At 54.2% G+C, this 24,269-nt stretch carries 18 protein-coding genes; 7 read left to right on the top strand and 11 right to left on the bottom strand.

Features of this window, described 5'->3' with window-relative positions; translation table 11 throughout:
- Window positions 1-123 precede the first annotated feature (123 nt).
- Window positions 124-1,467, top strand: coding sequence for a putative bifunctional diguanylate cyclase/phosphodiesterase (locus ABIE61_RS03665; protein WP_354406823.1), 1,344 nt, complete (start codon window positions 124-126; stop codon window positions 1,465-1,467).
- A gap of 183 nt (window positions 1,468-1,650) precedes the next feature.
- On the opposite strand, the gene ABIE61_RS03660 is transcribed toward ABIE61_RS03665, so the two are convergent.
- The 8 genes from ABIE61_RS03660 to ABIE61_RS03625 all read right to left on the bottom strand — a co-directional run bounded on the left by ABIE61_RS03660 (window position 1,651) and on the right by ABIE61_RS03625 (window position 13,060).
- Entirely contained in the window at window positions 1,651-4,878 is a 3,228-nt protein-coding gene (locus ABIE61_RS03660; protein WP_354406818.1) for a type I restriction endonuclease subunit R, read from the bottom strand.
- A 48-nt stretch (window positions 4,879-4,926) separates the two neighbouring features.
- Entirely contained in the window at window positions 4,927-5,949 is a 1,023-nt protein-coding gene (locus ABIE61_RS03655; protein ID WP_354406815.1) for a virulence RhuM family protein, read from the bottom strand.
- Between the two features lie 89 nt (window positions 5,950-6,038).
- Complete coding sequence (locus tag ABIE61_RS03650; protein ID WP_354406813.1) at window positions 6,039-7,454, bottom strand: restriction endonuclease subunit S; 1,416 nt, start codon at window positions 7,452-7,454, stop codon at window positions 6,039-6,041.
- Complete coding sequence (locus tag ABIE61_RS03645) at window positions 7,444-9,090, bottom strand: class I SAM-dependent DNA methyltransferase (protein WP_354406811.1); 1,647 nt, start codon at window positions 9,088-9,090, stop codon at window positions 7,444-7,446. The genes ABIE61_RS03650 and ABIE61_RS03645 overlap by 11 nt, the downstream gene beginning before the upstream one ends.
- Before the next feature lie 104 nt (window positions 9,091-9,194).
- The gene (locus tag ABIE61_RS03640) at window positions 9,195-9,965 is read right to left on the bottom strand and encodes a DUF4197 domain-containing protein (RefSeq protein ID WP_354406809.1); all 771 of its coding nucleotides are present in this window, start codon (window positions 9,963-9,965) and stop codon (window positions 9,195-9,197) included.
- Window positions 9,966-10,022: 57 nt separating this feature from the next.
- Window positions 10,023-11,333 carry a guanine deaminase gene (gene guaD, locus ABIE61_RS03635; protein WP_354406807.1) on the bottom strand — a complete coding sequence of 437 codons (1,311 nt, stop codon included), beginning with the start codon at window positions 11,331-11,333 and terminating at the stop codon, window positions 10,023-10,025.
- A 27-nt stretch (window positions 11,334-11,360) separates the two neighbouring features.
- Window positions 11,361-12,632 carry a translesion error-prone DNA polymerase V subunit UmuC gene (gene umuC, locus ABIE61_RS03630; RefSeq protein ID WP_354406804.1) on the bottom strand — a complete coding sequence of 424 codons (1,272 nt, stop codon included), beginning with the start codon at window positions 12,630-12,632 and terminating at the stop codon, window positions 11,361-11,363.
- The gene (locus ABIE61_RS03625; protein ID WP_354406801.1) at window positions 12,629-13,060 is read right to left on the bottom strand and encodes a LexA family protein; all 432 of its coding nucleotides are present in this window, start codon (window positions 13,058-13,060) and stop codon (window positions 12,629-12,631) included. The genes umuC and ABIE61_RS03625 overlap by 4 nt, the downstream gene beginning before the upstream one ends.
- 161 nt (window positions 13,061-13,221) lie before the next feature.
- Here ABIE61_RS03625 and ABIE61_RS03620 point away from each other — a divergent pair, with 161 nt between their 5' ends.
- From ABIE61_RS03620 to ABIE61_RS03605, 4 genes are all read left to right on the top strand, one after another.
- Window positions 13,222-13,458, top strand: coding sequence for a hypothetical protein (locus ABIE61_RS03620; RefSeq protein ID WP_206836180.1), 237 nt, complete (start codon window positions 13,222-13,224; stop codon window positions 13,456-13,458).
- Window positions 13,459-13,653: 195 nt separating this feature from the next.
- Window positions 13,654-14,985 (top strand): FAD-dependent oxidoreductase, encoded by a 1,332-nt coding sequence (locus ABIE61_RS03615; protein ID WP_354406798.1) that lies wholly within the window; start codon window positions 13,654-13,656, stop codon window positions 14,983-14,985.
- Window positions 14,986-14,994: 9 nt separating this feature from the next.
- Window positions 14,995-15,309: a hypothetical protein gene (locus ABIE61_RS03610; RefSeq protein WP_091828120.1), complete on the top strand. Its 315-nt coding sequence runs from the start codon at window positions 14,995-14,997 to the stop codon at window positions 15,307-15,309.
- 82 nt (window positions 15,310-15,391) lie between these two features.
- Window positions 15,392-16,933: a cryptochrome/photolyase family protein gene (locus ABIE61_RS03605; protein ID WP_354406797.1), complete on the top strand. Its 1,542-nt coding sequence runs from the start codon at window positions 15,392-15,394 to the stop codon at window positions 16,931-16,933.
- Here the strand turns inward: ABIE61_RS03605 and ABIE61_RS03600 are convergent.
- Window positions 16,930-18,543 carry a response regulator gene (locus tag ABIE61_RS03600; RefSeq protein ID WP_354406795.1) on the bottom strand — a complete coding sequence of 538 codons (1,614 nt, stop codon included), beginning with the start codon at window positions 18,541-18,543 and terminating at the stop codon, window positions 16,930-16,932. The two genes, ABIE61_RS03605 and ABIE61_RS03600, sit on opposite strands and share 4 nt — an antisense overlap.
- Before the next feature lie 328 nt (window positions 18,544-18,871).
- On the opposite strand from ABIE61_RS03600, the gene ABIE61_RS03595 reads away from it, so the two are divergent.
- Both ABIE61_RS03595 and ABIE61_RS03590 read left to right on the top strand, forming a co-directional pair.
- On the top strand, window positions 18,872-19,804 hold the full coding sequence (locus ABIE61_RS03595) for a histone deacetylase family protein (RefSeq protein ID WP_354406793.1): 933 nt from the start codon (window positions 18,872-18,874) through the stop codon (window positions 19,802-19,804).
- Between the two features lie 136 nt (window positions 19,805-19,940).
- Window positions 19,941-21,092, top strand: a complete 1,152-nt coding sequence (locus ABIE61_RS03590) for an IS4 family transposase (protein ID WP_354406791.1) — start codon at window positions 19,941-19,943, stop codon at window positions 21,090-21,092.
- A 62-nt stretch (window positions 21,093-21,154) separates the two neighbouring features.
- Here ABIE61_RS03590 and ABIE61_RS03585 read toward each other — a convergent pair whose 3' ends face one another.
- Together ABIE61_RS03585 and oadA are read right to left on the bottom strand one after the other, a co-directional pair.
- Window positions 21,155-22,456: a sodium ion-translocating decarboxylase subunit beta gene (locus tag ABIE61_RS03585; RefSeq protein WP_354406788.1), complete on the bottom strand. Its 1,302-nt coding sequence runs from the start codon at window positions 22,454-22,456 to the stop codon at window positions 21,155-21,157.
- Window positions 22,457-22,467: 11 nt separating this feature from the next.
- Window positions 22,468-24,252 (bottom strand): sodium-extruding oxaloacetate decarboxylase subunit alpha, encoded by a 1,785-nt coding sequence (gene oadA / locus ABIE61_RS03580; protein ID WP_091828124.1) that lies wholly within the window; start codon window positions 24,250-24,252, stop codon window positions 22,468-22,470.
- Window positions 24,253-24,269 lie beyond the last annotated feature (17 nt).

Below are 24,269 nucleotides of genomic sequence, written 5' to 3'. Positions count from 1 at the left end.
GGGTGAATCGAGAATGGCGTCCATATTACCGCCGCAGGCCGCGTGGTTACAGGTGTGTGGAGATGCGAAGCTGAGTTTTAAGTCACGGAATCAGGAGATAGTGACGGATGCCTTCAGGGGTATATTGATATTCAGTCGGATATTACAATTCTCCGAGAAACTCAAGCACAAGCAATAAAACTTGCTAATTACGATTCACTCACCGGGCTACCTAATCGCGACTTACTAAATGACCGACTGGAACAATTACTACGTGTCAGCAAGAGACACAACCATGGATTTGCGGTTATGTTCGTTGATTTGGACCATTTCAAAGAAGTCAATGACAGCTTAGGTCATATTGTCGGCGATGATTTACTGGTTAATATTAGCAAGCAGCTACGAGCAACGCTTCGTAGCGGGGATACCATTGCACGAATAGGCGGTGATGACTTCGTGGTGTTATTACCAGAGACCCGGGAAGCAGCCGCTTTGGAAGTAGCAGAAAAATTGGTCATTGGCTTACACAAACCTGTTAATTTACCGGGCATCCCGGGGTATGCACCTTCACTCTCTGTTGGAGTTGCACTTTTTCCTGACCACGCACATGATGCCGACACTCTGCTAAAATTTGCTGACACTGCCGTTAATCAGGCTAAAGCGTCTGGCCGGAATAGGTTTGTGCTCTACGGCCAAACTATGGGTGAACAGCTCGACGCTAAATTCAAACTCCGTACCGAACTTCCTTTGGCAATTCAACGAGGGGAGATGCTTATTTATCTGCAACCCAAGTTCGATTTAAATACTCGGCGCATCATGGGTGCGGAAGCTTTAATACGCTGGCAACACTCCTCTCTTTCTTTACTCTCCCCTGCAGATTTTCTTCCTGCTATTTCAGGTACTCCTGTGATGGAAGAGCTGGATAGCTGGATATTAAATGAAAGTGTTGAGCTACTGGCAGACTGGCAGCAGAGAGGGTGCTTGCCGACCGAATTCCATATTGCCATTAACCAGACGGCCGACGACATCAACACATCAACCTGGGCAGATCACTTACAAGCTCTGCTGGCCCGCGTGGACTTACCCCCTGCACGATTAGAGATTGAGCTTGTCGAAAGCGTGCTGGCGGAAAACGACTCAACTATTCAGAATAACTTGAGGCAGTTACGAGAGCTGGGCGTTTCACTAGCCATTGATGACTTTGGGACCGGGTATTCCAACTTGGCATATCTCACCCGCATGCCGTTCACACTGCTGAAAATTGACATGCGATTTGTCAAAAACATGCAAGAAAGTGCAAGTGATCTGGAAGTAGTTAAAACCATTATTACTTTGGCAAAAGCCCTTGATGTTCGCACCCTTGCCGAGGGGGTCGAGACTGAAGAACAAGCTAAACTACTTCAGGAGCTCGGGTGTGACTGGGCACAGGGTTACCTGGTATCCCCACCCATACCTGTTGAAGAGTTTGAAAAATATTTTCTTGGTTAGACCTATCAACAAGGGCCTTGCGCCTACACTGAAGCCCTTCCTTCCCTATCTCTGTATACGTACAAACGTCCAGAGCTGCGCCGAATCGTCTCGGCAAATTCGCAGTACCGGGTTCGGGTAAGCCGCAAAATCACATCGCGCTTCATAGCCACAACCTGATCGTTTATTGAACTACCACGCAGTCTAGACCAGCTGCATCCGATACTTCTTGAATGACTCGGCCTGCTCGAAGATATCCTTGTATACCTCGTCACGATCAACCGGTGGGTAACCGTGCTTGGCCAACAGCAGAATCAGCTCCACTTTCAGCTCTGCCTTGATACTCTCGCGCTGGCTCCAGTCGGTATACTTGGCCTTGTCATCCACAACCAGTTTCACGGCCTTGGCCAGTTCGATCAGCTTATCATCCGGGTAGCTGAAGTCGTACTTGGCCGCCAATGCCTTCAGGATGTCGTAGAACGCCTTTTCCTCGAAATCGATGCCAAGCCCTTCAAAGGATTGAATCTCCTGACGCAGCTGGTGATACAGGTCGATGATCTCATCGGAGAAGTCTTCCAGCACATTACTGACCAGCACATCATCTTCCTTGCGCTCGTTATACTTCTCAACCAGTGCCTGGAAACGCTTGGAAAACTCAATCGCCTGTGCCCGGTTGGTCTTCTTGAACTGGCCGATCGCCTTGGCCAGCAGCTGCTGCAATAGCTTGATCTTGGTGTTGGGCAGTTTGATTTTCTCGATCTTGGCCAGGTAATCGTCATCGAATATATCGATCTCCGACTCATCATCACTGCCGACCTTGAACACTTCCTCCACCCCATCACTTTTCAGCGCATCTTCGATCATCGCCCGAACCCTGGCGTTCATTTGCGCAGTATCCGGCGCGTTGCCCTTGGTCAGTTTGAAAACGATCGAACGCACGGCCAGATAAAAGTGCACCAGGTCACGGTCTGACTGGGACAAGCCCTCACTGCCGCAGCAGATGTCGTAGGCCGCTTTGAGACGCTTCACCAGCGCCATGAACCGCTTTTCCTGCTTATCGGTCAGCATGGCGAACTCGGCGGCCATGTTGAGGCAATTCAACTGCGCCAGCGGCTCACCGGTAAAGTAGGGCTGCATATCGAATCGGTGGAACAGCTTGTTCAACAGGTCCAGATGATCCTTGACCGCGATGACCGACTGGCGAACATCCTCGAAGTTGGTCTCTTCGGTTTTGGAATACTGTGCCAGCGCCTTGTTCATCTGCGCCTTGATGCCGATGTAATCGACCACCAACCCTTTTTCTTTGCCTTCGTACTTGCGGTTAACCCGCGAGATGGTCTGAATCAGGTTATGCCGCTGCACCGGTTTGTCGATATACAGGGTATCGAGGAAAGGTACATCGAACCCGGTCAGCCACATATCCACCACAATGGCGATCTTGAAGTTGGACTTGGGATTCTTGAACTGGCGATCCAGCTCTTTGCGGTCGTCCTTGGTACCCAGCAGGTCCCAGAGCGCCTTCTTGTCATCCTTGTTGCGGGTCATCACCATCCGCACCCGGGCCGATGGCTTGATCTCCTTGCGCTCCTGTTCGGTCAGCTGAACACTGTCATCACAGGCTTTGACCTCAAACCACTCGGGCCGAAGGGTCTCCAGCTCCTGATACAGCTGCCAGGCGATCTCGCGGGAGCTGCTGACAAACATGGCCTTGCCCCTGATCGTCGAGCCTTCCGCCACCCGGTTCTCGTAGTGCTGTACAAAATCGGCAGCCAAAGCACGAATACGGTCCTGGTCACCCAGAATCGAGTTCATGTTGAGCATCGCCTTCTTGCTCTCTTCGATCTGGTACTCGCTGGAACCATCCTCGGCGCACTGCTTGTAGTATTCCTCAATCTCGGTCAGCTTGCCGTTATCCAGCGTGACCTTGGCAGCACGACCTTCGTAGACGATACGCACGGTGATTTCATCATGGACCGATTCGGTCATGGTGTAGGCGTCGACTACCTCACCGAACACATCCAGCGTGGCGTCGATGGGCGTGCCGGTGAAGCCCACATAGGTCGCATTGGGCAGGGAGTCATGCAGGTATTTGGCAAAGCCGAAGGTTCTCTCGACACCCCGCTCGGTGATCCTTACCTTCTGATCCAGATTGATCTGGCTGCGGTGAGCTTCGTCAGAGATACAGATCACATTGCTGCGCTCGGTCAGCAACTCAGTGTCTTCAGTGAATTTGTGAATGGTGGTCAGAAAGACACCGCCGCTGTTGCGCCCTTTGAGCAATTCACGCAGATGCTGGCGGCTCTCCACACTGATCACATTCTGGTCGCCAATATAGGCCTTGGCGTTGGTGAACTGCGCCGACAGTTGATCATCCAGATCCGTGCGGTCAGTAATCAGTACGATGGTCGGGCTTTCCAGCTCCACGCTTTTCATCAACAAGCGGGTCAGGAACTGCATGGTGAAGCTCTTGCCGCAACCGGTCGCCCCGAAGTAGGTACCCCCCTTGCCATCACCCTCGGGCTTACGATGGGCCAGAATATTGCGGTAAAGCTTGTTGGCCGCGTAGTACTGGGGATAGCGACAGACAATCTTCACCTCCTGTTTGGAGCTGTCGGGAAAGTAGATGAAGTGACGGATAACATCTCGCAGCCGGTCCTTGTCGAACAGGCCACGAATCATGGTGTAGAGACCGTTGATGCCATCCCTTTCCACCGACTCATCGCCGGTAACCTTGCGCCAGGCATAGAAGAACTCGTAAGGCGCAAACAGCGAGCCCATCTTGTTGTTCACCCCGTCGCTGATCACGCCGAAAGCGTTGTAAACCAGCAGCTGAGGAATGGCGCGGCGGTAGCGCGTTGCCAGCTGGACGTAGGCATCGTGGATGGTCGCTTCTTCGCGGATGGCGCTCTTGAATTCGAACAGCACCACGGGCAAGCCGTTGATGTAGAGAATACCGTCAGGAATGCGCGTCTCGCCGGTCGGTCCTTCAATTTCAAGCTGATTCACCACCCGGTAGATATTGCTGTCCAGGCTGAACCGCCCCGAGGCATCCGCGGCCATGGCCAACTCGGGCAACGCCGCTGCGAAGGCCCGCTCGGTACCCTGGTAGTCAACCAGCTGGATATACAGGTCTTTCTGGTTGCGGTCTTCACGCTTGAGCAGGAAACCATCAGACAGCCACTTCATGAACTGGCGGTTGCTGTCGTAGAGATCACTGGCCGGCAGGGTTTCCAGCTGCCGCACGACGGATTCGATTTCAACCGACGTGATGTTATCGGCGGCATAGCGCTCCGCCAGATAATCCCGCAGATCATCCTTGAACAGCACTTCGTGCAGTGGACGCACAAGATCGCCACCGGGTTGATGGGCATAGCCCTGCTCGCCCAGCAGTTGAATAATCGCCGCTTCCAGCTTGGCTTCGGTGAACTTCATATCCTTTTCCCTGTACTGTCCGGCCGCGCCCCTGCCCGCGCCGTTACATCAATGCTTGCCTTTATCCGTTAGCTGTTGGGTATGCTCGATAAAGGCATCAAAGTCACTTTTCTGGCCCGCCAATGTTTCACGGCACCGGGTTTCGTACTTATCGTACTCCGCCTCGGCCAGCTGCTTGGCCACTGTTGCCGATACCTGCCCTGCGTTCTGCAGGATCTCATGTTCGTTAAATTCAAGGAAGGCGTCCAGTTTGCTGGCCCAGTCCTGCATGGTCATCGGCCTTTTCTTGGCAGCTTGGCTAGCTGCGTAATCCAAATACATCGTTACAATTTGGTTGAGGGCGGCCATTTCATCCTGAGTCAGGTAGTTCTTGGCAACGGATACATCCCTTTTGCTTACCCGGGCACCGGACCAGCTGGTGAGGCCCATATTGGGCTGGGTGCTGTCGGCCCGCTCCCGGATCAGTTCCGGCGCGGTATGACCGTGGATCGCCCAATGCAGCTTGTTCTGTACGGTCGCGAAGAAGCGCTGACTCAGCTGGGCGTTCTTGTTGTAGTCAACCGCTGTGGCATAGATATCGGTGATCTTCTGGTAGAAGCGTCGTTCCGATGCACGGATATCCCGAATCCGCGCCAGCAGCTCATCGAAGTAGTCCGCGCCCAAATCCCAGTCGGGATTTTTCAGGCGCTCGTCATCCATGGCGAAGCCCTTGATCAGGTACTCTTTCAGCACCCGCGTGGCCCACTGGCGGAACTGAATACCCCGGTTGGACCGGACCCGATAACCCACCGCCAACACGGCATCCAGATTGTAGTGATCAAGCAGCCGTTCCACGTCTCGCGCGCCTTCCCGGGCAACTGTTCGGAATTTCCGAATAGTTGAATCCGGCTCAAGCTCACCTTCTTCGTAGATGTTTTTCAGGTGCTCATTGATCGTGGGTGGCGACTTTTCGAACAGCTCGGCGAGCTGCCGCTGGGTCAGCCAAAGAGTGTCATCCACCACCTTCAGTTGCAGGCGGATAGAGCCGTCTTCAGAGGTGAAGATCTCCATCGGCAAGGGGGCTTGGCGCATCGGGTTCTCCTTGTTGTTATCGGCCTTCCCTGGCCGGTGCGTGGGTCCCGGGGAATTGCACCGGGATGGCTATTTCTTGTCCGTTTGGTTTAGCTCATCACTTCGGCGATTTGCTGCTCGGCATCCGGGATCTGGAGTTCGCCGGAGATGAGTTTGGGTAGTAAGCTATCTCTTAAATCAGATAGCACCATAGAACTACTTTTGTTTGATGTTATTTTAATGAAGAAGTCCGAAAATGTTTCATCATATAAATCAAGAACGGAAGCTTCACTTGGAAAAGCAATAAAAAAGGAGTCGAAGCAAGAGTTCTGTACACGCTGCCGTCCAGATGAACCTACCATATTCTGGATACAGTGCTTCCTAAATGATGCGTTTCTTGCGAGACCAGAAATATAACCAAAACCGATATTATTCCTGCCTCGCAACACAATAAACTCTGTTGATCCGAAGCCAACCTCATCATCAGATAAAAAATCAACCAGCCCGGTTTTACCATTTTCCAAGCACGGCGTTATTCTTGCCAGCAAGACATCATGTTGCTTGAACTTCGCGCCACCTGAATACGATTTTTCAATAATTTCACTAATGGAATAACCACTAGTGGGCATAGCCTTCATATCAACAAACTTCGCAACTGTACCTTTTGAAAGCTTAACTTTTGGGTTGACATTAATCGCTTCTGAAACAGGCCGACAATTCCACCCTTTCGGAATCCACCCCATCTCGTCCGTTAGTTCAAACTCATTGGGAAACAGCGAATGGATATCATCCGGCAGTCCGGGCAGTGGCACTTCACCCCTGGACGCAGCATCACGCAACTGCCTGCGCTGTTCAGCACGGGCTTCCAGCTCTTCAGGTATCGGATTGCCTGCGTCCAGCGCATTATCGATCACCGGATCGAAATCCACGAACCAGCTCTTGAACAGGGCTTGCGCCATCTGTTCAAGGGTCTGATTTATTTGGCGATTAAGTTCTAGTTTTTCATCAAAAACGCCAAGAACACGTGCTATATTTTTTTGATTTTCAAGGTCGGGTATTTTTAGCGGAATATCTCCGAGAATACTTGTATTCAGATTTGGCATTGTCGCGCCGATAGCATGACGTATTATCCACTCATGATTCCAAGGACTACTAAGATGATAGGCCAAATATCTTGGGTCGATATACTTTCCAGGTCGTACAAGAAGGCAACCCGTTCCACAAAACATCCCTTCTTCATGCTTTCTAATTAAGGCTTTTCTTGTTACATCACCTCGGCGGGAATACACAATATCACCGGCTTTCACGATGTGCTTGGATAAACGCTGAGCATCAGCGTGTGATATATATGCAATATCTGCGAGATCGACGGTCCCATCCACTATATTAGCTGGCATAATGCATGGAACACCCGTTGGAACGTAGTCAGAGGCATGAAGTTGACTTCCGAACGGACCTGTTTGAATGAAGCCTCCACCACGCTTTGTAATCTGCCCTAGGGTGACACTTTCAAACTCAATTCCCATAACCCAGCACCTCCAGATTCTTCCGAATCACCGCATCCAGCTTTTCGGCTTCATCCATCTGCTGATAGAGGGTCTGGCTCAGTTCAGCCATTTTCGTCTCGAACGGGATGCCGTCATCTTCGATTTCGGCGGCACCGACATAGCGGCCCGGGGTCAGCACAAAGTCGTTGGCCTCGATCTCATCGAAGGTGGCCGACTTGCAGAATCCTGCCTTGTCTTCGGTCGCTCCCGGCATCCTGCCTCCCGCGACGCTCGCACCTCCCTGTGCAGCGTACTCACCATTCCATTTACCTGTACGCCAGTTGTGATAGGTGCCGGCGATCTCGGCGATGTCCTCGGTGGTCAGTTCCTTGTGGATACGGCTGGTCATGGTGCCCATCTGGCGGGCATCGATAAACAGGGTCTGATTCACTCGGCTGCGGAAGCCACGTTCCTTGTCGGCCTTCTTGTTCTTGGTCAGGAACCAGAGGCAGACCGGGATCTGGGTGGTGTAGAACAGCTGACCCGGCAGAGCGATCATGCAGTCCACCAGATCGTTCTCGATGATCTCGCGGCGGATATCGCCTTCGCCGCTGGTGTTGGACGACATGGAGCCGTTCGCCATTACAAAGCCCGCGGTGCCGTTCTCGCTCAGCTTGGCAATCATGTGCAGAATCCAGGCGTAGTTGGCATTGCCGGTCGGCGGGATTGTGTAACCGGCCCAACGGGGGTCTTTGGTCAGTTCGTTGGCCGCGCGCCAATCCTTCTGGTTGAACGGCGGGTTGGCCATGATGTAGTCGGCCTTCAGGTCCGGGTGCTGATCCTTGAAGAAGGTATCTGCGGCTACGTCGCCCAGATTGCCCGAGATTCCCCGGATGGCGAGGTTCATCTTGGCCAGTTTGTAGGTAGTGCCAGTGTATTCCTGACCATAGATGGAGATGTCTTTCTGGTTGCCGTTGTGACTGTTCACGAACTTGATCGACTGCACAAACATGCCACCCGACCCGCAGCAGGGGTCGTAGATCTTGCCCCTGTAGGGTTCGATCATCTCCGCTATGAGAGTAACAATCGACTTGGGCGTGTAGAACTCGCCCCCGCCCTTGCCTTCACTGGCGGCAAACTTGCCCAGGAAATATTCGTAAACGCGCCCAACCAGATCCTGCTCGGTCATGTGGCATTCGTTGGCCATCGTTTCGATGTTGTTGATGGTATCGACCAACGCGGCCAGCTTGGCGGCATCCAGCCCCAGACGGGAGAAGTAGTTGTCCGGCAGAGCACCACGCAACGCCGGGTTGTTCTTCTCGATGTCATGCAGGGCGGTATCGATCCTGACCGCAATATCATCCTGTTTGGCATGCTTGAGGATATGGCTCCAGCGGGAGGTCTCCGGCAGATAGAAGACGTTCTTCATGGTGTAGAACTCCACCATGTCGACGTAGTCACCCTGCCCCTCATCCATCATTTCCTGACGGCGGGCCTCGAACTTGTCGCTGATAAACTTGAGGAAGATAAGGCTGAGTACGATGTGCTTGTACTCGGAGGACTCGACGCTGCCGCGCAGCTTGTTGGCGGCGTCCCAGAGGGTCTCTTCAAACCCTTTTGTGTTTTTTACAGCTGCTTTTTTTGCCGGTGCTTTTCTTGCTGGTTCTGTGGCCATGTGTACTCGTCGTCAATGCATCCCTTTAATGACGGATAGAGTACCCCATTGGCCGGAGGGAATGAACGCACCGGCACAACTGCGGTGGTCAAGTCATTTAGGACTCAAGACCCAAACACCTGCTTCAGCAGTTCGGTTGTCCGTGCCGCAGGCTGTTGACGTATCAAGCGTTCTTCCTCACCCAATCGAAGAAACAGCCCTTCAAGCGCCCGCGAAGTGACATGCTCATTCAGGTCTGGACTGAATCCCTGCAGCATTGGCAGATATGACTCAGCCTGTTGCACCAGTGCTTCATAGGCGAGGCTAACGCCGCTGGCAGACATGGCCTCGCTGATCAGCGGCTGCATTCGCTGCTGTAGCCGGGTTGACGTTTTGTCACGGAAATACTCGGTTGCGGCGCTATCGCCACCGGAGTAAATACGGCGAGCATCTTCCAGCGTCATCTGTTCAAGCGTATCCAGAAACACGGGGGTGGCTTCACTGATGGCCTGTTCAGCAGCGCGGTTCATACTGCGCTCAAAGGTTTCCACGTAAGACTCAAGCCCGGCACGACGCAGCAGCCCGGCCCCGCTTTCGAGCATGCCCGGCAACGGTATCCGCACGTCGGGGCGGCCATAGTAGCCATCGGTTGCGGCAAGCTGGCCAATGGCGCGCTCGCCACCCACTCGAAGCGCTTCTTTGAGTCCGCGTGCCAGAGTCGCTGTATCCATGCCCGCCGGCACTGCCGCTCCGCTCTGCTCTGAGCGGTTTTGCCCCTCCAGCAACTGCTGGCCTTGCTTGAGCAGGTCATCCCAGGCAGCCGTGGCCTGTGGCACAACCATGGCACTGGTCAAAAGGGTTAATGCCAATATGTGCACTGTATTGCGTCGTATCATTTTGGGTATCTCTGAATAGCGAATCTGCAGGCAGTATAGAGTAGTACGGATCAAGCTTCAGTCGTTCAACTTCACCGGATCGCCCAGTATGTTGATCTCGGTAACCAGCCGATCATCGCCCAGCAGGATGATCAGCGCCAGCAGTTCATCAATGCTTTCCACCGCCTCACCGCGCACAGCCAGTTCCGGAACAGCGGACATATCCAGCAATAGAAAATCCGCTTCGGTACCCGGCTGCAGGTTTCCTGCATATGCCTCCAGCTGCAGCGCTTTGGCACCACCCAGGGTTGCCAGGTAGAAGGCATAAAGCGGGTTCAATGGCTCGCCGCGCAGTTGTTGCACCCGTACCGCATCTGCCAGTGTTTTCAGTATTGAGCAACTCGGCCCAGCACCTACATCGGTCCCGACCGACAGGGAAACGCCCGCCTGCCGCAGGGCCTGCAACGGCATCAGTCCAGAGCCCAGCAGCAGGTTGGACGAGGGGCAATGTGCCACGCTGGCGCCACTGGCACCCAGGCGCTGCTGTTCGGCGGCACTCAGATGGATGGCATGTGCGAACAGGCTGCGCGGGCGCAACAGTCCATAGTGATCATAAACATCCAGATATCCCTTGCACTCGGGAAAGAGTTGCTGGGCGCGGTCACATTCAGAGGGCGTTTCCGCAAGGTGGGTTTGCAGGTAAAGGTCGGAATGACCATCAAGACGGTCGCCACACCAGGCCAGCAAAGCTTCGGAACAGGCTGGCGCAAAGCGAGGGGTCAGTGCGTAGCTGAGCCGGTCAACCCCATGCCAGCGTGCGATCAGCTCATCGCTATGTTCACGTGCCTGCTCCAGAGGCTCACGCAGTTCAGTCGGTACCAGTCGATCCTGCAGTACCTTGCCACTGATCATGCGCAGTTTGTATCGCTGCGCCACTCGAAAAAAGGCATCCGCACTCCAGGGTTGCACTCCGGCGAATACCATTGCGGTTGTCGTACCGTTGCGCAGCAGCTCACGGATAAAGCGCTCTGCCATCGCCTCTGCCGTAACGGCATCATGGATGGCGGCCTCGGCGGGAAAGGCTCGTTTGGATAACCACTCAAACAACGCTCCGGCCGGGCTGGCCGCGATACTCAATTGTGGATAATGGGTGTGAGTATCGATCAGCCCAGGTATCAGGAGGCAGCCGCGACGATCTTCAATAACCTGCCCCGCAGGCAGCTGTGCCTGCAGCGCTTTATACTCCCCAAGCGCTTTGATCCTTCCCTGTTCGATCCAGAGCAGGCCGTCCTGCAGGTGCTCGATTGCTTGCTCACCCTGTTCGGCTGGACTGGCCAAACAGTGCAGGACAGTCGCACGGATCACGCGAGAGGATGTAGTCTGACTCATGGCACGCAACACCTTCAGTTCAGCTGGCTAACGTACACAGGGTATATCCTCCCAGCGCGTGGTGTAAGAGGGAGACAGCCGCTCCCGCTTCATCGCCCACCCGGTGCGCATGCCCTGCCCTGCAAAAAATACCTGCCCACGGCCGCTTTGGTTGATGTGGTCCAGCACCTGCATCAGCTCTCGACTGCCAGGGAATACCGCCGGTGTATCAAACAGCTCCGGCTGGTAGCAGCCGGGTGCATGAAAATCCCCCAGCATAATGCCCGCTTTCATATAGAGGTGATCATCGCGCCAAATCTGACGCAGCAGCAGGACGGCTCGATTGATAATCACTCGACTGTCGTCATCGGGGATTGGCAGCTCGGCCGTGGCTGTATTGCTGTAAAAGGGCTCTCCCGGTCGAAAGGGGCTGGTACGGATGAAGACACTGACCACTTTGGCGAACTGGCCTTCCTGCCGCAGCTTTTCGGCGGCACGGGCAGCATAGGTGCAGACCGCCTGCTTCATCTCTTCAAACTGACTGATGCGCTGGCCGAATGAACGGCTGCAGATAATCTGCTGCTTCACCTCCGGCTGCTGCTCCAGTGACAGGCAGGACTCACCATTAAGTTCTCGGATGGTACGCTCCAGCACCACCGAAAAGCGCTGGCGTGCCAACCGAGGCGGCATGGCCGCCAGGTCAGCTGCCGTTTGCACACCCTGCTCCTGCAGCTGTCGGGTCAAGCGCCGCCCAACACCCCACACCTCACTGACCGGTACCCGCTGCAGCAGGCGTCGCTGGCGCTCGGGGCAGCTCAGATCGACCACTCCGCCTGTGGCCGGATACTGCTTGGCTGCATGATTGGCAAGCTTAGCCAAGGTTTTGGTCGGTGCGATGCCAACACCGGTGGCAATTCCCGTCCAGCGCAGGACCCGTTGGCGCATTTGCTGGCCAAATGTTTCAAGGCAATGAATATGATTAACGCCAGTGAGATCAAGAAAGGCCTCATCGATGGAATAAACCTCGACTGCCGGTGCCATGTCTTCAAGCACACTCATCACTCGGGCTGACATGTCGGCATACAGGGCATAATTCGAGGAGAAAACCGCCACCCCATAACGTCGGGCCAGTGCCTGAATCTGAAAAAACGGCACAGCCATACCAATTCCCAGCGCTTTGGCCTCAGGCGAACGTGCCACCACGCAGCCATCGTTGTTCGACAACACCACAACCGGAGAATGTTTAAGGTCAGGCCGGAATAGCTTCTCACAGGAGGCATAGAAGCTGTTACAGTCGACCAGTGCGAAGGTTTTGCTCATCCGCGCCTCATCTGTCTGACGACACCGACTACAACACCGAATATCTCCAACTCCTGCTCGGCTTTCACTTCAATGACCGGATAGCGACGGTTGCGCGGCAGTAGCCTGGGAGCAGGCTTGAGTTGCAACTCCTTGACCGTAAAATCGTTGTCGAGACTGGCCACAACCGTATCCCCACTGACAGCCTCCAGCGAACGATCCACCACCAAAATATCCCCCGGACAGATACCGGCTTCAAGCATGGAGTCACCACGAACACGAACAAAAAAAGTGGCGGCCGGACGCTGGACACACAATTGGTTCAAATCCAGCACCTGCTCCACATAGTCCTGCGCAGGAGAGGGAAACCCGGCACAGACCGATTCCAGTTGCAGAGGAATCCACAGCGGCTGAAACACCCCACCCCGACCGATAATCACTGCTGACATAGCTGCTAGCCCATAATGCTGTATTTATATACAGTATAATATCGCTCACCGGAGAGCTGTCCAGTGAAGATTCACTCACTTGTCATAACACCCTCTTGTGCAGCGCAGCAGACGTCACTATAATACTAATGTCTAACACACAAAGCTTGGGGAGTGTTGTTATGAAATTTAATCAATACACCGGTATTCCAAATGATGATCGCCGCATCCAGCAGGAGCTGATCGCCATGGGATATGCAGATCAGCCCTACAAGGCTGAGCCCGGCGCACTGTCGAAGCTGCTGTCTCAGACCGCAGAATTTCTGACCTGGATGCGCTGGAAGGGTGAAGTTGGCGTATACGGATGCCGTATCGGGGCAGACGCTGCCCGCCGGATGGAGGCAGTAACGGCTGCCTGATCCTGACACTTCGGTGTTTTTCCTTATCTGTTGTTTGTTGTTATTCCATCCGCTCCGGCTTGCCTGAGCGGATTTTTTTTGCCCGTCTATACTGCATTGACCTGCGACAGTATGTCGCAGGTTGTCAAAGCGCTACGTTGTGTATACTTTATAAGTAATATACTTATTATTAAAAGTAATAACGGAGGCGCAACCATGCACCCCTTTAAGGCTTCAGTACCTCAAAATCCCGGACGCCGCCGAATTCTGCAGATGGGGGCAGGCGCAACCGCTCTGTCTGCTCTGCCCTTCGGCTCAGCCTTTGCTCGTCAGGGCAGCAATGCACGCATCGTCATTCTTGGTGCTGGAGCTGCAGGCACCGCCATTGCCAATCGCCTCAACAACTCGCTTTCAGGCGCCAAAATCACCATCGCAGGTGAACGTCAACAACACCTGTACCAGCCCGGTTACACCCTGATCGCGTCAGGCCTCTGGCCCACTGACAAGGTCGCAACCAGTACCGCTGAATGGCTGCCATCCGGTGTCAGCTGGATTCCTTCTGATGTCAGCGAGTTCATGCCAGACCAACGCAAGGTCAAACTGACAAATGGTCAGGTACTGGAATATGACCTGCTGGTCATCGCCACTGGCTGCCAGTTGAACTACACCGATATTGAGGGCATGAGTACTGACCTTATCGGCCAAAAGGGTATCGGTAGCGTCTACGCCAGCCCTGCTGCGGCCAGTGCCACCAACATCCAGATCGAGTCACTGATCAGCAAAGGGTCGGGACGCGCCATTTTTACCCTCAGCAATACCGCCATCAAATGTGCTGGCGCCCCACTGAAAATGACGTTTACCACCCTGTCACGACTGGAGGATACCGGCAAGCGTGACCAATTCCAGGTGGACTTCTTTACTCCATTCCAGAACCGCGTGTTTTCAGTACCTGTATACAACGATTTCGTGCTGAACCGCTGGCAGGAGCAACAGGTCGGCCTCCACGATCAGCGCACGCTGGTCGGTATTGATGCGAGCAGCAAAACTGCATTGTTCTCGTCAGCAGATGGCCAGACAAAACGGGAATCCTATGACTTTATCCATGTCGTTCCTCCAATGAGCGCACCGGATGCAGTACGCCAGAGTGAACTGGCCTGGCAGGAAGGACCCATGGCCAATCAGTGGCTTGAGATTGACCAGTACAATCTGCAACACCGCCGCTACCCCGAGATTTTCGGTGTCGGCGATGTTATCGGCACTCCCTTCGGCAAAACGGCCGCCAGTGTGAAGAAACAGGCTCCCGTAGCAGAGGCAAATATTCTGTCCTATCTGGCGGGCCAGCCCCTGCTGGCGAAGTATGACGGCTACACCTCCTGCCCACTGATCACTTCAATTGGCCGTGCCGTGCTGGCCGAGTTCGGTTATGGCGGCGAACTAATGCCATCCTTCCCCTTCATCAGCCCGACCGAAGAGTCCTGGGCAGTGTGGGTAATGAAGGAAAAAATGCTGCAGCCGGCGTATTACGCCATGCTCAACGGACAGGTGTAGGAGGCAACAATGACTTTTGAAGGCGTCATCACGATTATTCTTTACTCGCTCAAGCCTTACTGGTGGTTATTGGTGCTTCTGCTGGTACCGCTGGTACTGACTCAGCTGTCAGGCTGGAAAAAGCATGGACCAAGACCCGGCTTCCTATACTTGCTGTGTGTCGTTGTAGGCATTGGAGCTGCACTGGTGGCCCCCGCACTGACAATGTCAAAACTGAGCTATGTTGCGACAACAACCGATTGGCTGTCGCTGCTGGCCGTTGCTGTCGGGGCAGCCATTTACTGCTTCCTTCTGCTCAGCCCGGTACTGCGCCGAGCCTCCTGAAAACGATCGGCTTGAAACTACCCGGAATCCATCCGGGTAGTTTCTGCGTACCCCAGACTGAATAATTGTCGATGAGGTATGCATGTCACCCCCCTGCCTGCGTCTGATTCTGGGCGACCAGTTAACACCGAACATCTCCAGTCTCAGGGATATGGCCCCTGAGCAGGATATGATTCTGATGTGTGAACTGGCCACCGAAGCCACCTATGTTCACCACCACAAGCAGAAGCTGGTATTGGTGTTGTCTGCCATGCGTCACTTTGCCCGTGAGTTGCGCCTGCTGGGCTTCAAGGTGCATTACGTTACGCTGGATGCACAGGACAACAGCGGCAGCTTCTTCAGCGAAATTGAATCCGTACTGGCTCGCTCAGGCTGCCGACATGTAGCACTGACGGAACCGGCCGAGTATCGCCTGCAGGATCAGTTCCGACATTGGCAGCAGCAGCACCCGCAATGGCAGATTGATATTCGCGAGGATGATCGTTTTCTCTGCAGCCATGACAGCTTCCGACGCTGGGCTCAAGACCGCAAGCAGCTTCGAATGGAGTATTTCTATCGACAGTTACGCCAGGAATACGGCATTTTGATGGAGCAGGGCCAACCGGCCGGCGGACAATGGAATTTCGACCGGGAAAACCGCAAGCCGCTGCCGGCCAATAGAGTCATGCCGACACAACCTCAGTTCATGCCTGATGAGATTACGCTGGATGTCATCAAACTTGTTGAAAGTCACTTCGGGCAGCACTTCGGGTCTCTTGAGTCGTTCAACCATGCCGTCACACGGGAACAGGCCCTGCTGCAACTATCACATTTTCTGGACAGCTCACTCCCCCTGTTTGGCGACTACCAGGATGCCATGCGTCAAGACGAGCCCTGGCTGTACCACTCTTTGCTCAGCACCAGCATCAACCTGGGATTGCTCAATCCACTGGAAGTGATTCAGGCGGCACAAGAGCAATGGCAGCAGGGGCAGGCTCCCTTGAATGCCGTTGAAGGTTTCATTCGCCAGATTATGGGTTGGCGTGAGTATGTTCGGGGCTTGTACTGGCTACATATGCCCGAATATGCCAGCCGCAATTACCTGAATGCCTACCGCTCTTTGCCCTCGTTTTTCTGGAGTGCCGACACCGATTTGAACTGTTTGCAGCAGTGCATTTCACAAACACGTGACTACGCCTACGCACACCATATTCAGCGTTTGATGGTGATCGGCAATTTCGCTCTGCTCGCCGGGCTTGACCCAGAGCAGGTCAGCCGCTGGTATCTGGAAGTCTATGCCGATGCCTACGAGTGGGTTGAGTTGCCGAACGTACTGGGCATGGTACTTTTTGCGGACGGTGGCGAGATGGCCAGCAAGCCCTATGCTGCAAGCGGCGCCTACATCAACCGCATGTCGAATTACTGCAAACACTGTCGTTATGACGTACGCCGCAAGTCCGGACCCGATGCCTGCCCATTCAACTACCTGTATTGGGACTTTATGGCGAGGCATGAGTCATTGCTGAGCCAAAATCCGCGACTTGGACTGACCTACCGGCAGCTGCACAAAATGGATGAAGAGCAACAACAGGTGCTGCAGCAAAGTGCCCGTATATTTCTGAAATCACTCGATCAGACAGACTAGCGCAGCAGCACCCCTAGAGAGCCTTCCGGCAGTTCGGACAACGGCATGCGACGGAAGGTTTTCAATTGGCTTTGACGCAATTTTTCCACCGCTTCAAGTGGCAGGCGGTCTGTCAGACGCAGGTAGCGATCCACCATTTTGAGGCGCTCGTCTCGTTTGGCTTCCTGATCGCGCGCGATCTCAAGAAACAGCTGTGCCAGATTAAGCAGGGCCGGCACATTGCCGGGATCATATTCGATGGCAAGACCAAAATAGCGGATCGCCTGAGATCCCTTGCCGGCCAGGTAGTGTTTGACCCCAAGCCGATTGACCTTGTCGCTCATCTCCGGGTCTCGACGAACCTGACGAGGCGCCTCTCTGGCCGAATCGTGCTCTGGTTCCGGTTCCAGCACAGGTACCGGATCGCCCGACAGGGTCAGACGCTCGCGTTCAAGCTGCAAAGGCTGACTGAGAGCAGAATTTCGGCGCTGAGCCTCCTCACTCAACCGCCGAGCCTCTTCCTGATCGCCCATATCCTCGCTTGCCTGAGCCCGCAACAGGGCTGTTCTGACCTTCAGCGCAGGATCCTTGGAAAAGTTGTATTCGGCATTGTTCAGAATGGAGTCCATATCATTGCGCAGCTCGATCTGGCGCCGCGAATCTGCACTTTTCATTTCGAGCCGCCTGATGTTCGCCAACCGCAGGTAGGGCTCCGGTGAGCGGTAGCAGCTACGCCGACCCAGCACGATCGATTTTCGGTAAGCACCTTCGGCCAGTTCAAGCACACGAGTCTGGGTCGCAACCCGCCCCAGCTCCATCTGCCGAGGAATACCCAGCGGAGCCTTGGCGGTCGCAACTTTAAGTGTCTCTCGCGCCTGCTCCAGATCACCGTTCTTTTCATGCACTTGAGCGCGCAAATCATATGCCGCGATCAGCAGCGGATAACTCTCGATCAAACTGTCGAGTAGATCTCCTGCTTCACTCAGCCTCTGCATTCCGATTAATGCCTGCGCCATGCACAGCCCCGTATCTTTGTCGGGGTCTTGCCAGAAAATCGGTTCAAGCACCTCATAGGCTTCGTCCGCTCGACCCAGCTGAGTCAAGAGGTTGGCTTTGATACGACGTGCATAGTCAATGTTGGGATCATGCCGAGGGATGTCATCGCAGGCCAGGACAGCACCCTCAAGGTCGCCCACCTCAATCGACTGCTCTACCGGCTTCAGCACCTGTTTGCGCAGCACCAGCTGGTCGAGCCGACTCTTGAGCTCATCAATGGAAAAAGGGCGTGTCAGCAGGTCATCAGGCCGACTGTCGATGGCGTGAAGCACCACCTCCTGTGAGGCATCACTGGTCATGAAGATCCAGCCAGCTGTAGGACGGATATAACCGAGAAAGCGAGCTTCCTCAAGCAGCTGCATACCCGTCACGGCGTCACTGCTGTTATGACCAAGCAGGATAATATCGAATTGTTCCTCCTCGATCAGCTGCAACACTTTTTCGTTCACGGTGGTTGCTTTCAGGTTTCTGACACCAAGCTCACGCAGCATGTAATAGATCGTAGAGCGCAGGTTACCGCTGCTGTCGATCAGCAAAACATTCTTGTCAGAGTAATCTACCTTGCGTGAAGCCACCGTGGCCTATCCACCCTATGCCAAACACTGTGTACCGACACACAAGGGCCGGTAATCAGCAGTGAGTATACAGGGCATGGACACACGCAAGAAGTATTCACGCAATGAGGAGGGGGATAAAAAAACACCGAGCGTTGGGTGAGAACACTCGGTGCAGAAGACAGTTCTATGCTGTGTGGACACTATAAAGAACCTGATGACGGTACGGCATGACATCGATCAATAGTTGGGTTAACCGCATGATAAAGACCGTCTTAAGACCAAGGCCTAAGCCTCTCGGGACGCCTTTTCCTCTAGAATGTTGACAGTAGAGGAGTATGCTAAAGCCATGACAACAGCATTTATCACCCACAAGGACTGCATGCTGCACAATATGGGGCCGGAACACCCGGAGAGCCCCGTGCGGCTGGTTGCCATTAACAAGGTACTGCAACGCACCGGGTTGCTGGATCAGCTGGATCAGCTGACCGCTGTTGAGGTAACTGAAGAGCAGGTATTACTCGCACACCATCACCTGCACCAGAAGCGGCTGGAAATGAAAGTGCCGGACTCGGGCGTGGTCTATACCGATGACGATACGGCCCTGTGTCCAGATTCTCTGAAGGCGGCAAGTCTGGCTGCCGGTGGCGTCATTCTTGCGACCAATCGCGTCCTGAGCGGCAAGGCGGAAAACGCATTTTGTGCGGTCCGCCCGCCGGGCCATCATGCCGAATACAACCTGGCGATGGGCTTCTGCTTCTATAACAACATTGCCATCGGCGCTGCCCACGCACTGCAGCAAGCAGGCATAGAACGAGTGGCCATTCTCGATTTCGACGTACATCACTGCAACGGTACTGTCGATATTTTCAAAGACCGCCCGGAAGTGCTGGTCTGTTCGACGTTCCAGCACCCCTACTACCCGGAGCGCTATCACGAAATCGATCGAGCCAACATCATCAACTGCCCAATACCGGCTCACAGCGACCCAAGTCTGTTTCATGATGCCATTGAAAAGTGCTGGCTGCCGGCACTTGAGGCGCACAAGCCTGACATGATCTTTATCTCGGCAGGCTTTGATGCCCACAAGGAAGATCCGATGGCCGACCTGAATCTGGATGAAGAGGATTACCGCTGGGTCACACAGAAAATCAAGGCATTTGCAGACCGACACTGTCAGGGTCGGATCGTGTCTGTCCTTGAGGGCGGATATAACCCGGTTCCACTGGCCTTCAGTGTACAGGCACACCTGGAAGTACTGGCCGGATTTTCAGAAGCCTGACGCGACACTCGCACAAACGAAAAAGGCTGCCGATGGGCCACTGCTGTCCCATAAATGGCAGCAAATGAGAAAGCCTGAATCCAAGTGAGTAAAATGAGAGTGCGACCAAACACTCTACTCACAAAGGATTCAGGCTTTGTCTCATCATAACACCGCGTTTCATCAGTTGCTCCAGCCTTTGTCCAGACACGATTTTGAGCGAACGGCTCGTGAGCATCATGTGGGGCAAAAGCTCCGTTCAGCTTCACGCTGGGATCAGTTCATTGGCATTGCGATGTCCCAGATTTCTGGCCGACAAAGTCTTCGCGACATCGAGTCTAGCCTCGCCAGTCAGCGGCATAAACTCTACCACCTCGGAGCCAAGCCGATTGCTCGCTCAACCCTCGCCCGCCTCAATGAGCAGCAGCCTGCCGAGCTCTATGAGGCCATCTTTTATAAGCTTTTGCAGCGCTGTTCTGTGCGTTCAAATGCGCATAAATTTCGCTTCAAGAATCCACTTTATTCACTCGATGCCAGCACCATCGATCTGTCATTGAATATTTTCCCCTGGGCAAAAATCCATCAGTCAAAAGCCGGTGTAAAGCTGCATACCGGCCTGAACAACGCCAGCTTAATTCCCGAGTTCGTTGCGCTCAGTGATGGCCGGGAAGGCGATTTGATTCAGGGGCGCCGGTTCACCTTCCCGGCAGGTAGTATCGTGGCTTTTGATAAGGGCTATGTTGATTACCGCTGGTATGGAGAGCTGACAAAACAAAAGGTTAGCTTTGTCACGCGACTGAGACCCAAAGCTGTTTATCAGGTGCAGAAATCGAATCCAGTACCTGCCAAGACGTCGGTTGAGTACGATCAAGTGATTGAGCTGAGCAGTCAGCACGCGCAAAAACAGCGCGCACCCACGCTTCGATTGGTGGGGTATAACTGCCCGGAAAGCGGTAAACACTTCCGCTTTATCACCAACAACTTCAAGCTGGCCGCGACGACGATTGCGGCGATCTATAAGGATCGTTGGCAGGTGGAACTCTTCTTCAAAGCGCTCAAGCAAAACCTGAAGATAAAGGCGTTTTTAGGTAACAGTAAGAATGCTGTGCTGACGCAGATCTGGATCGCCATGATCTGCTATCTACTGCTCTCGTTTGCTCGCCACAGCGCCCGGCAAGGCTGGAGCGTACAACGCATAATGCGAACACTTCAGGTGAGCTTGTTCGAACGCATACCCCTTTGGGCGCTACTTAATCCTCCTTCACTAAAGCCAGAAAAAAGGGACCCTCAAATGAGGATCCCTTTATGATCAAAAACTATGGGACAGCAGTGGCCGATGGGCAGCCTTTTTTGATATGTCACAGACAATTGTCAGCCGACAAACTTGATCATCACACCTGCCGCAACCGCCGAGCCGATAACACCGGCCACGTTCGGCCCCATGGCGTGCATCAGAAGGAAGTTCTGTGGGTTGGCTTCGAGGCCAAGCTTGTTGGAAACACGCGCAGCCATCGGCACCGCCGAGACGCCGGCAGAACCGATCAACGGATTGATGGCATTGCCGCCCTGCAGTTTGTTCATCAGCTTGGCCATCAACACACCCGCTGCCGTACCGATACCGAAGGCCACGATACCCAACACCAGAATACCCAGCGTCTGCATATCCAGGAACTTGTCAGCCGACAGTTTGGAGCCAACAGACAGACCCAGGAAGATGGTCACGATGTTTATCAGAGCGTTTTGCGCAGTATCGCTAAGACGATCAACCACGCCACACTCACGCATCAGGTTACCGAAGCAGAACATACCCAACAGTGGTGCCGCATCCGGCAGCAACAACGCGACCAGAATCAGCAGCAGAATCGGGAACAGAATCTTCTCGGTCTTGGATACATGACGCAGCTGGCTCATGCTGATCTTGCGCTCGGCCTCAGTGGTCAACGCACGCATGATTGGCGGCTGGATCATCGGTACCAATGCCATGTAGGAGTATGCCGCGACCGCAATGGCACCCAGCAAGTGGGGCGACAACATGCTGGCAACATAGATCGCAGTCGGGCCGTCAGCGCCACCAATGATACCGATGGCCGCCGCATCCTGAATGCTGAAATCCATAATGCCGAAGGCACTCAGGGCAACAGCACCCAGAACGGTTGCAAAGATGCCAAACTGCGCGGCAGCACCCAGAAAGAGTGTGCGCGGATTTGCCAGCAGCGGACCGAAGTCGGTCATGGCACCGACACCCATGAAAATCAGCAGCGGTGCCGCACCCGATGCAATTGCGATGCTGTAAAAGTTGTACAACATGCCGTTGCTATAACCGGCATCCTGAGCAACCAGACTCGCAGCCGCATGAATGCTTGCATTGGAGCTGTGATACGCCTCAGTGATCGCGTGTGGATCGTTACCGGCCACACCCAGCACGGAAGCAAGCTCACTTAGCACATGCGGTTTGGCAAAGTGAATTGCGTTCTCGACCGCCGAGAATGCCATACCGGCTTCTGGAATATTCGCCAGAATACCGCCGAAGCCGATCGGAACCAGCAGGAGCGGCTCAAAGTTCTTGCGGATCGCAAGATAGAGCAGCACCAGGCCGATGACTATCATCGTCAGCTGACCAACAGAGATATTGTATATCCCCGAGGCCTGCCAGAGTTCAATCAGGTTATCCATGCGGTACCACCTCAGGCCAGAGTCAGCAGGGAATCACCGACCTGAACGGCATCACCCTCTTTGACATCAACTGACACAACGGTACCGGCACGCGCAGCACGTACTTCGGTTTCCATCTTCATCGCTTCCAGGATCACCAGCACGTCGCCTTCCTGAACCGCCTGACCGGCAGCTACCTGAACTTTCCAGATGTTACCTGCCAGCGGTGCTGGAACCGGCTCACCTGAACCGGCAGCGGGAGCAGCTGCAGGAGCCGCTGCAGCGGGAGCAGCCGAAACGGAAGAGATGTCACCGCCTTCGGTAACCTGAACAACATAATTCTGGCCGTTGACGTTGATGGTATAAACTTCGGGACCGTTGTTTTTCTTGGCTGCCATGGGTTGTGCGTCCTCAAGCGTGGGTACAGGTTCAAAGGCGTCAGGGTTGCCGCGGTTTTCAAGGAATTTCAGGCCAATCTGAGGGAACAGTGCATAGGTGAGTACGTCGTCAATTTCGTGCTCGCCCTGCTCCAGCTTGATCCCCTTGTCGGTAGCAATCTGCTTCAGTTCGGTGGTCAGCTTGTCCATTTCCGACTCAAGCATATCGGCCGGACGGCAGGTAATTGCTTCCTTGCCATCAAGTACACGGGCCTGCAATTCGGCATTGTAAGGCGCTGGTGCAGCACCGTACTCGCCTTTCAGAATCCCCTGCACTTCCTTGGAGATGGTCTTGTAGCGCTCACCCATGAGTACGTTGATTACCGCCTGAGTACCCACGATCTGGGAAGTCGGAGTCACCAGCGGAATGTAGCCGAGATCTTCACGTACACGCGGGATTTCGGCCAGTACTTCGTCAAACTTGTCTGCTGCGCCCTGCTCCTTGAGCTGGCTTTCCATGTTGGTCAGCATGCCGCCCGGCACCTGAGCCACCAGAATACGGGAGTCGGTACCCCGCAGCGAACCTTCAAACTTGGCATACTTTTTCCGTACTTCACGGAAGTAGGCTGCAATTTCTTCCAGTGCCAGCAGATCCAGACCGGTATCACGATCCGTACCGGCCAATGCGGCAACAACTGACTCGGTGGCCGTATGGCCATAAGTCATGGACATGGAAGAGATCGCTGTATCAACCCGATCAACGCCAGCTTCAACCGCCTTAAGGATGGTCATGTCTGACAGACCGGCTGTCGCATGCGCGTGGAACTGAACTTCAAGGCCGGTCTGGGCCTTGAGACGAGAGATCAGATCAAAGGCGTTGTATGGTGTCAGAATGCCGGACATGTCCTTGATCGCGATGGAGTCCGCGCCCAGGTCTTCAAGTGTCTTGGCGTAATCAACCCACATCTCGATGGTGTGCACCGGGCTGGTGGTGTAGGAGATGGTACCCTGAGCATGCTTCCCACAATTTTTGACCGCCTTGATGGCACGATCAAGATTGCGAGGGTCATTCATTGCATCAAAGATACGGAACACATCAACGCCATTAGTGGCAGCACGCTCAACAAACTTGTCGACTACGTCATCAGCATAATGGCGGTATCCCAGCAGGTTCTGACCGCGCAGCAACATCTGCTGGCGCGTGTTGGGCATGGCGGCCTTGAGCTCGCGGATGCGTGTCCAAGGGTCTTCACCCAAATAACGGATACAGGAGTCGAAAGTAGCACCACCCCAGCTTTCCAGGGACCAGTAACCAATCTTGTCCAGCTTCTCGGCAATCGGAAGCATGTCGTCGAGTCGCATGCGAGTGGCAAACAGAGACTGATGCGCATCACGCAGGACGACGTCGGTAATGCCTAGCGGTTTTTTTACGTCGGACATGAGTTAGCCTTTATCTA

The sequence above is a fragment of the Marinobacterium sp. MBR-111 genome, from assembly GCF_040547585.1.
Classification (GTDB): Bacteria; Pseudomonadota; Gammaproteobacteria; order Pseudomonadales; family Balneatricaceae; genus Marinobacterium; species Marinobacterium iners.
This window is presented reverse-complemented; position numbering and strand designations above follow the sequence as displayed.

Coding starts and splice junctions, on each gene's coding strand:
- ABIE61_RS03605 (WP_354406797.1), top strand. CDS start 15,392: ATGTCACCCCCCTGCCTGCGTCTGATTCTGGGCGACCAGTTAACACCG.
- ABIE61_RS03625 (WP_354406801.1), bottom strand. CDS start 13,060: ATGTCAGCAGTGATTATCGGTCGGGGTGGGGTGTTTCAGCCGCTGTGG.
- ABIE61_RS03650 (WP_354406813.1), bottom strand. CDS start 7,454: ATGGGAATTGAGTTTGAAAGTGTCACCCTAGGGCAGATTACAAAGCGT.
- ABIE61_RS03655 (WP_354406815.1), bottom strand. CDS start 5,949: ATGCGCCAAGCCCCCTTGCCGATGGAGATCTTCACCTCTGAAGACGGC.
- ABIE61_RS03620 (WP_206836180.1), top strand. CDS start 13,222: ATGAAATTTAATCAATACACCGGTATTCCAAATGATGATCGCCGCATC.
- umuC (WP_354406804.1), bottom strand. CDS start 12,632: ATGAGCAAAACCTTCGCACTGGTCGACTGTAACAGCTTCTATGCCTCC.
- ABIE61_RS03615 (WP_354406798.1), top strand. CDS start 13,654: ATGCACCCCTTTAAGGCTTCAGTACCTCAAAATCCCGGACGCCGCCGA.
- ABIE61_RS03640 (WP_354406809.1), bottom strand. CDS start 9,965: ATGATACGACGCAATACAGTGCACATATTGGCATTAACCCTTTTGACC.
- oadA (WP_091828124.1), bottom strand. CDS start 24,252: ATGTCCGACGTAAAAAAACCGCTAGGCATTACCGACGTCGTCCTGCGT.
- guaD (WP_354406807.1), bottom strand. CDS start 11,333: ATGAGTCAGACTACATCCTCTCGCGTGATCCGTGCGACTGTCCTGCAC.
- ABIE61_RS03585 (WP_354406788.1), bottom strand. CDS start 22,456: ATGGATAACCTGATTGAACTCTGGCAGGCCTCGGGGATATACAATATC.
- ABIE61_RS03660 (WP_354406818.1), bottom strand. CDS start 4,878: ATGAAGTTCACCGAAGCCAAGCTGGAAGCGGCGATTATTCAACTGCTG.
- ABIE61_RS03610 (WP_091828120.1), top strand. CDS start 14,995: ATGACTTTTGAAGGCGTCATCACGATTATTCTTTACTCGCTCAAGCCT.
- ABIE61_RS03595 (WP_354406793.1), top strand. CDS start 18,872: ATGACAACAGCATTTATCACCCACAAGGACTGCATGCTGCACAATATG.
- ABIE61_RS03645 (WP_354406811.1), bottom strand. CDS start 9,090: ATGGCCACAGAACCAGCAAGAAAAGCACCGGCAAAAAAAGCAGCTGTA.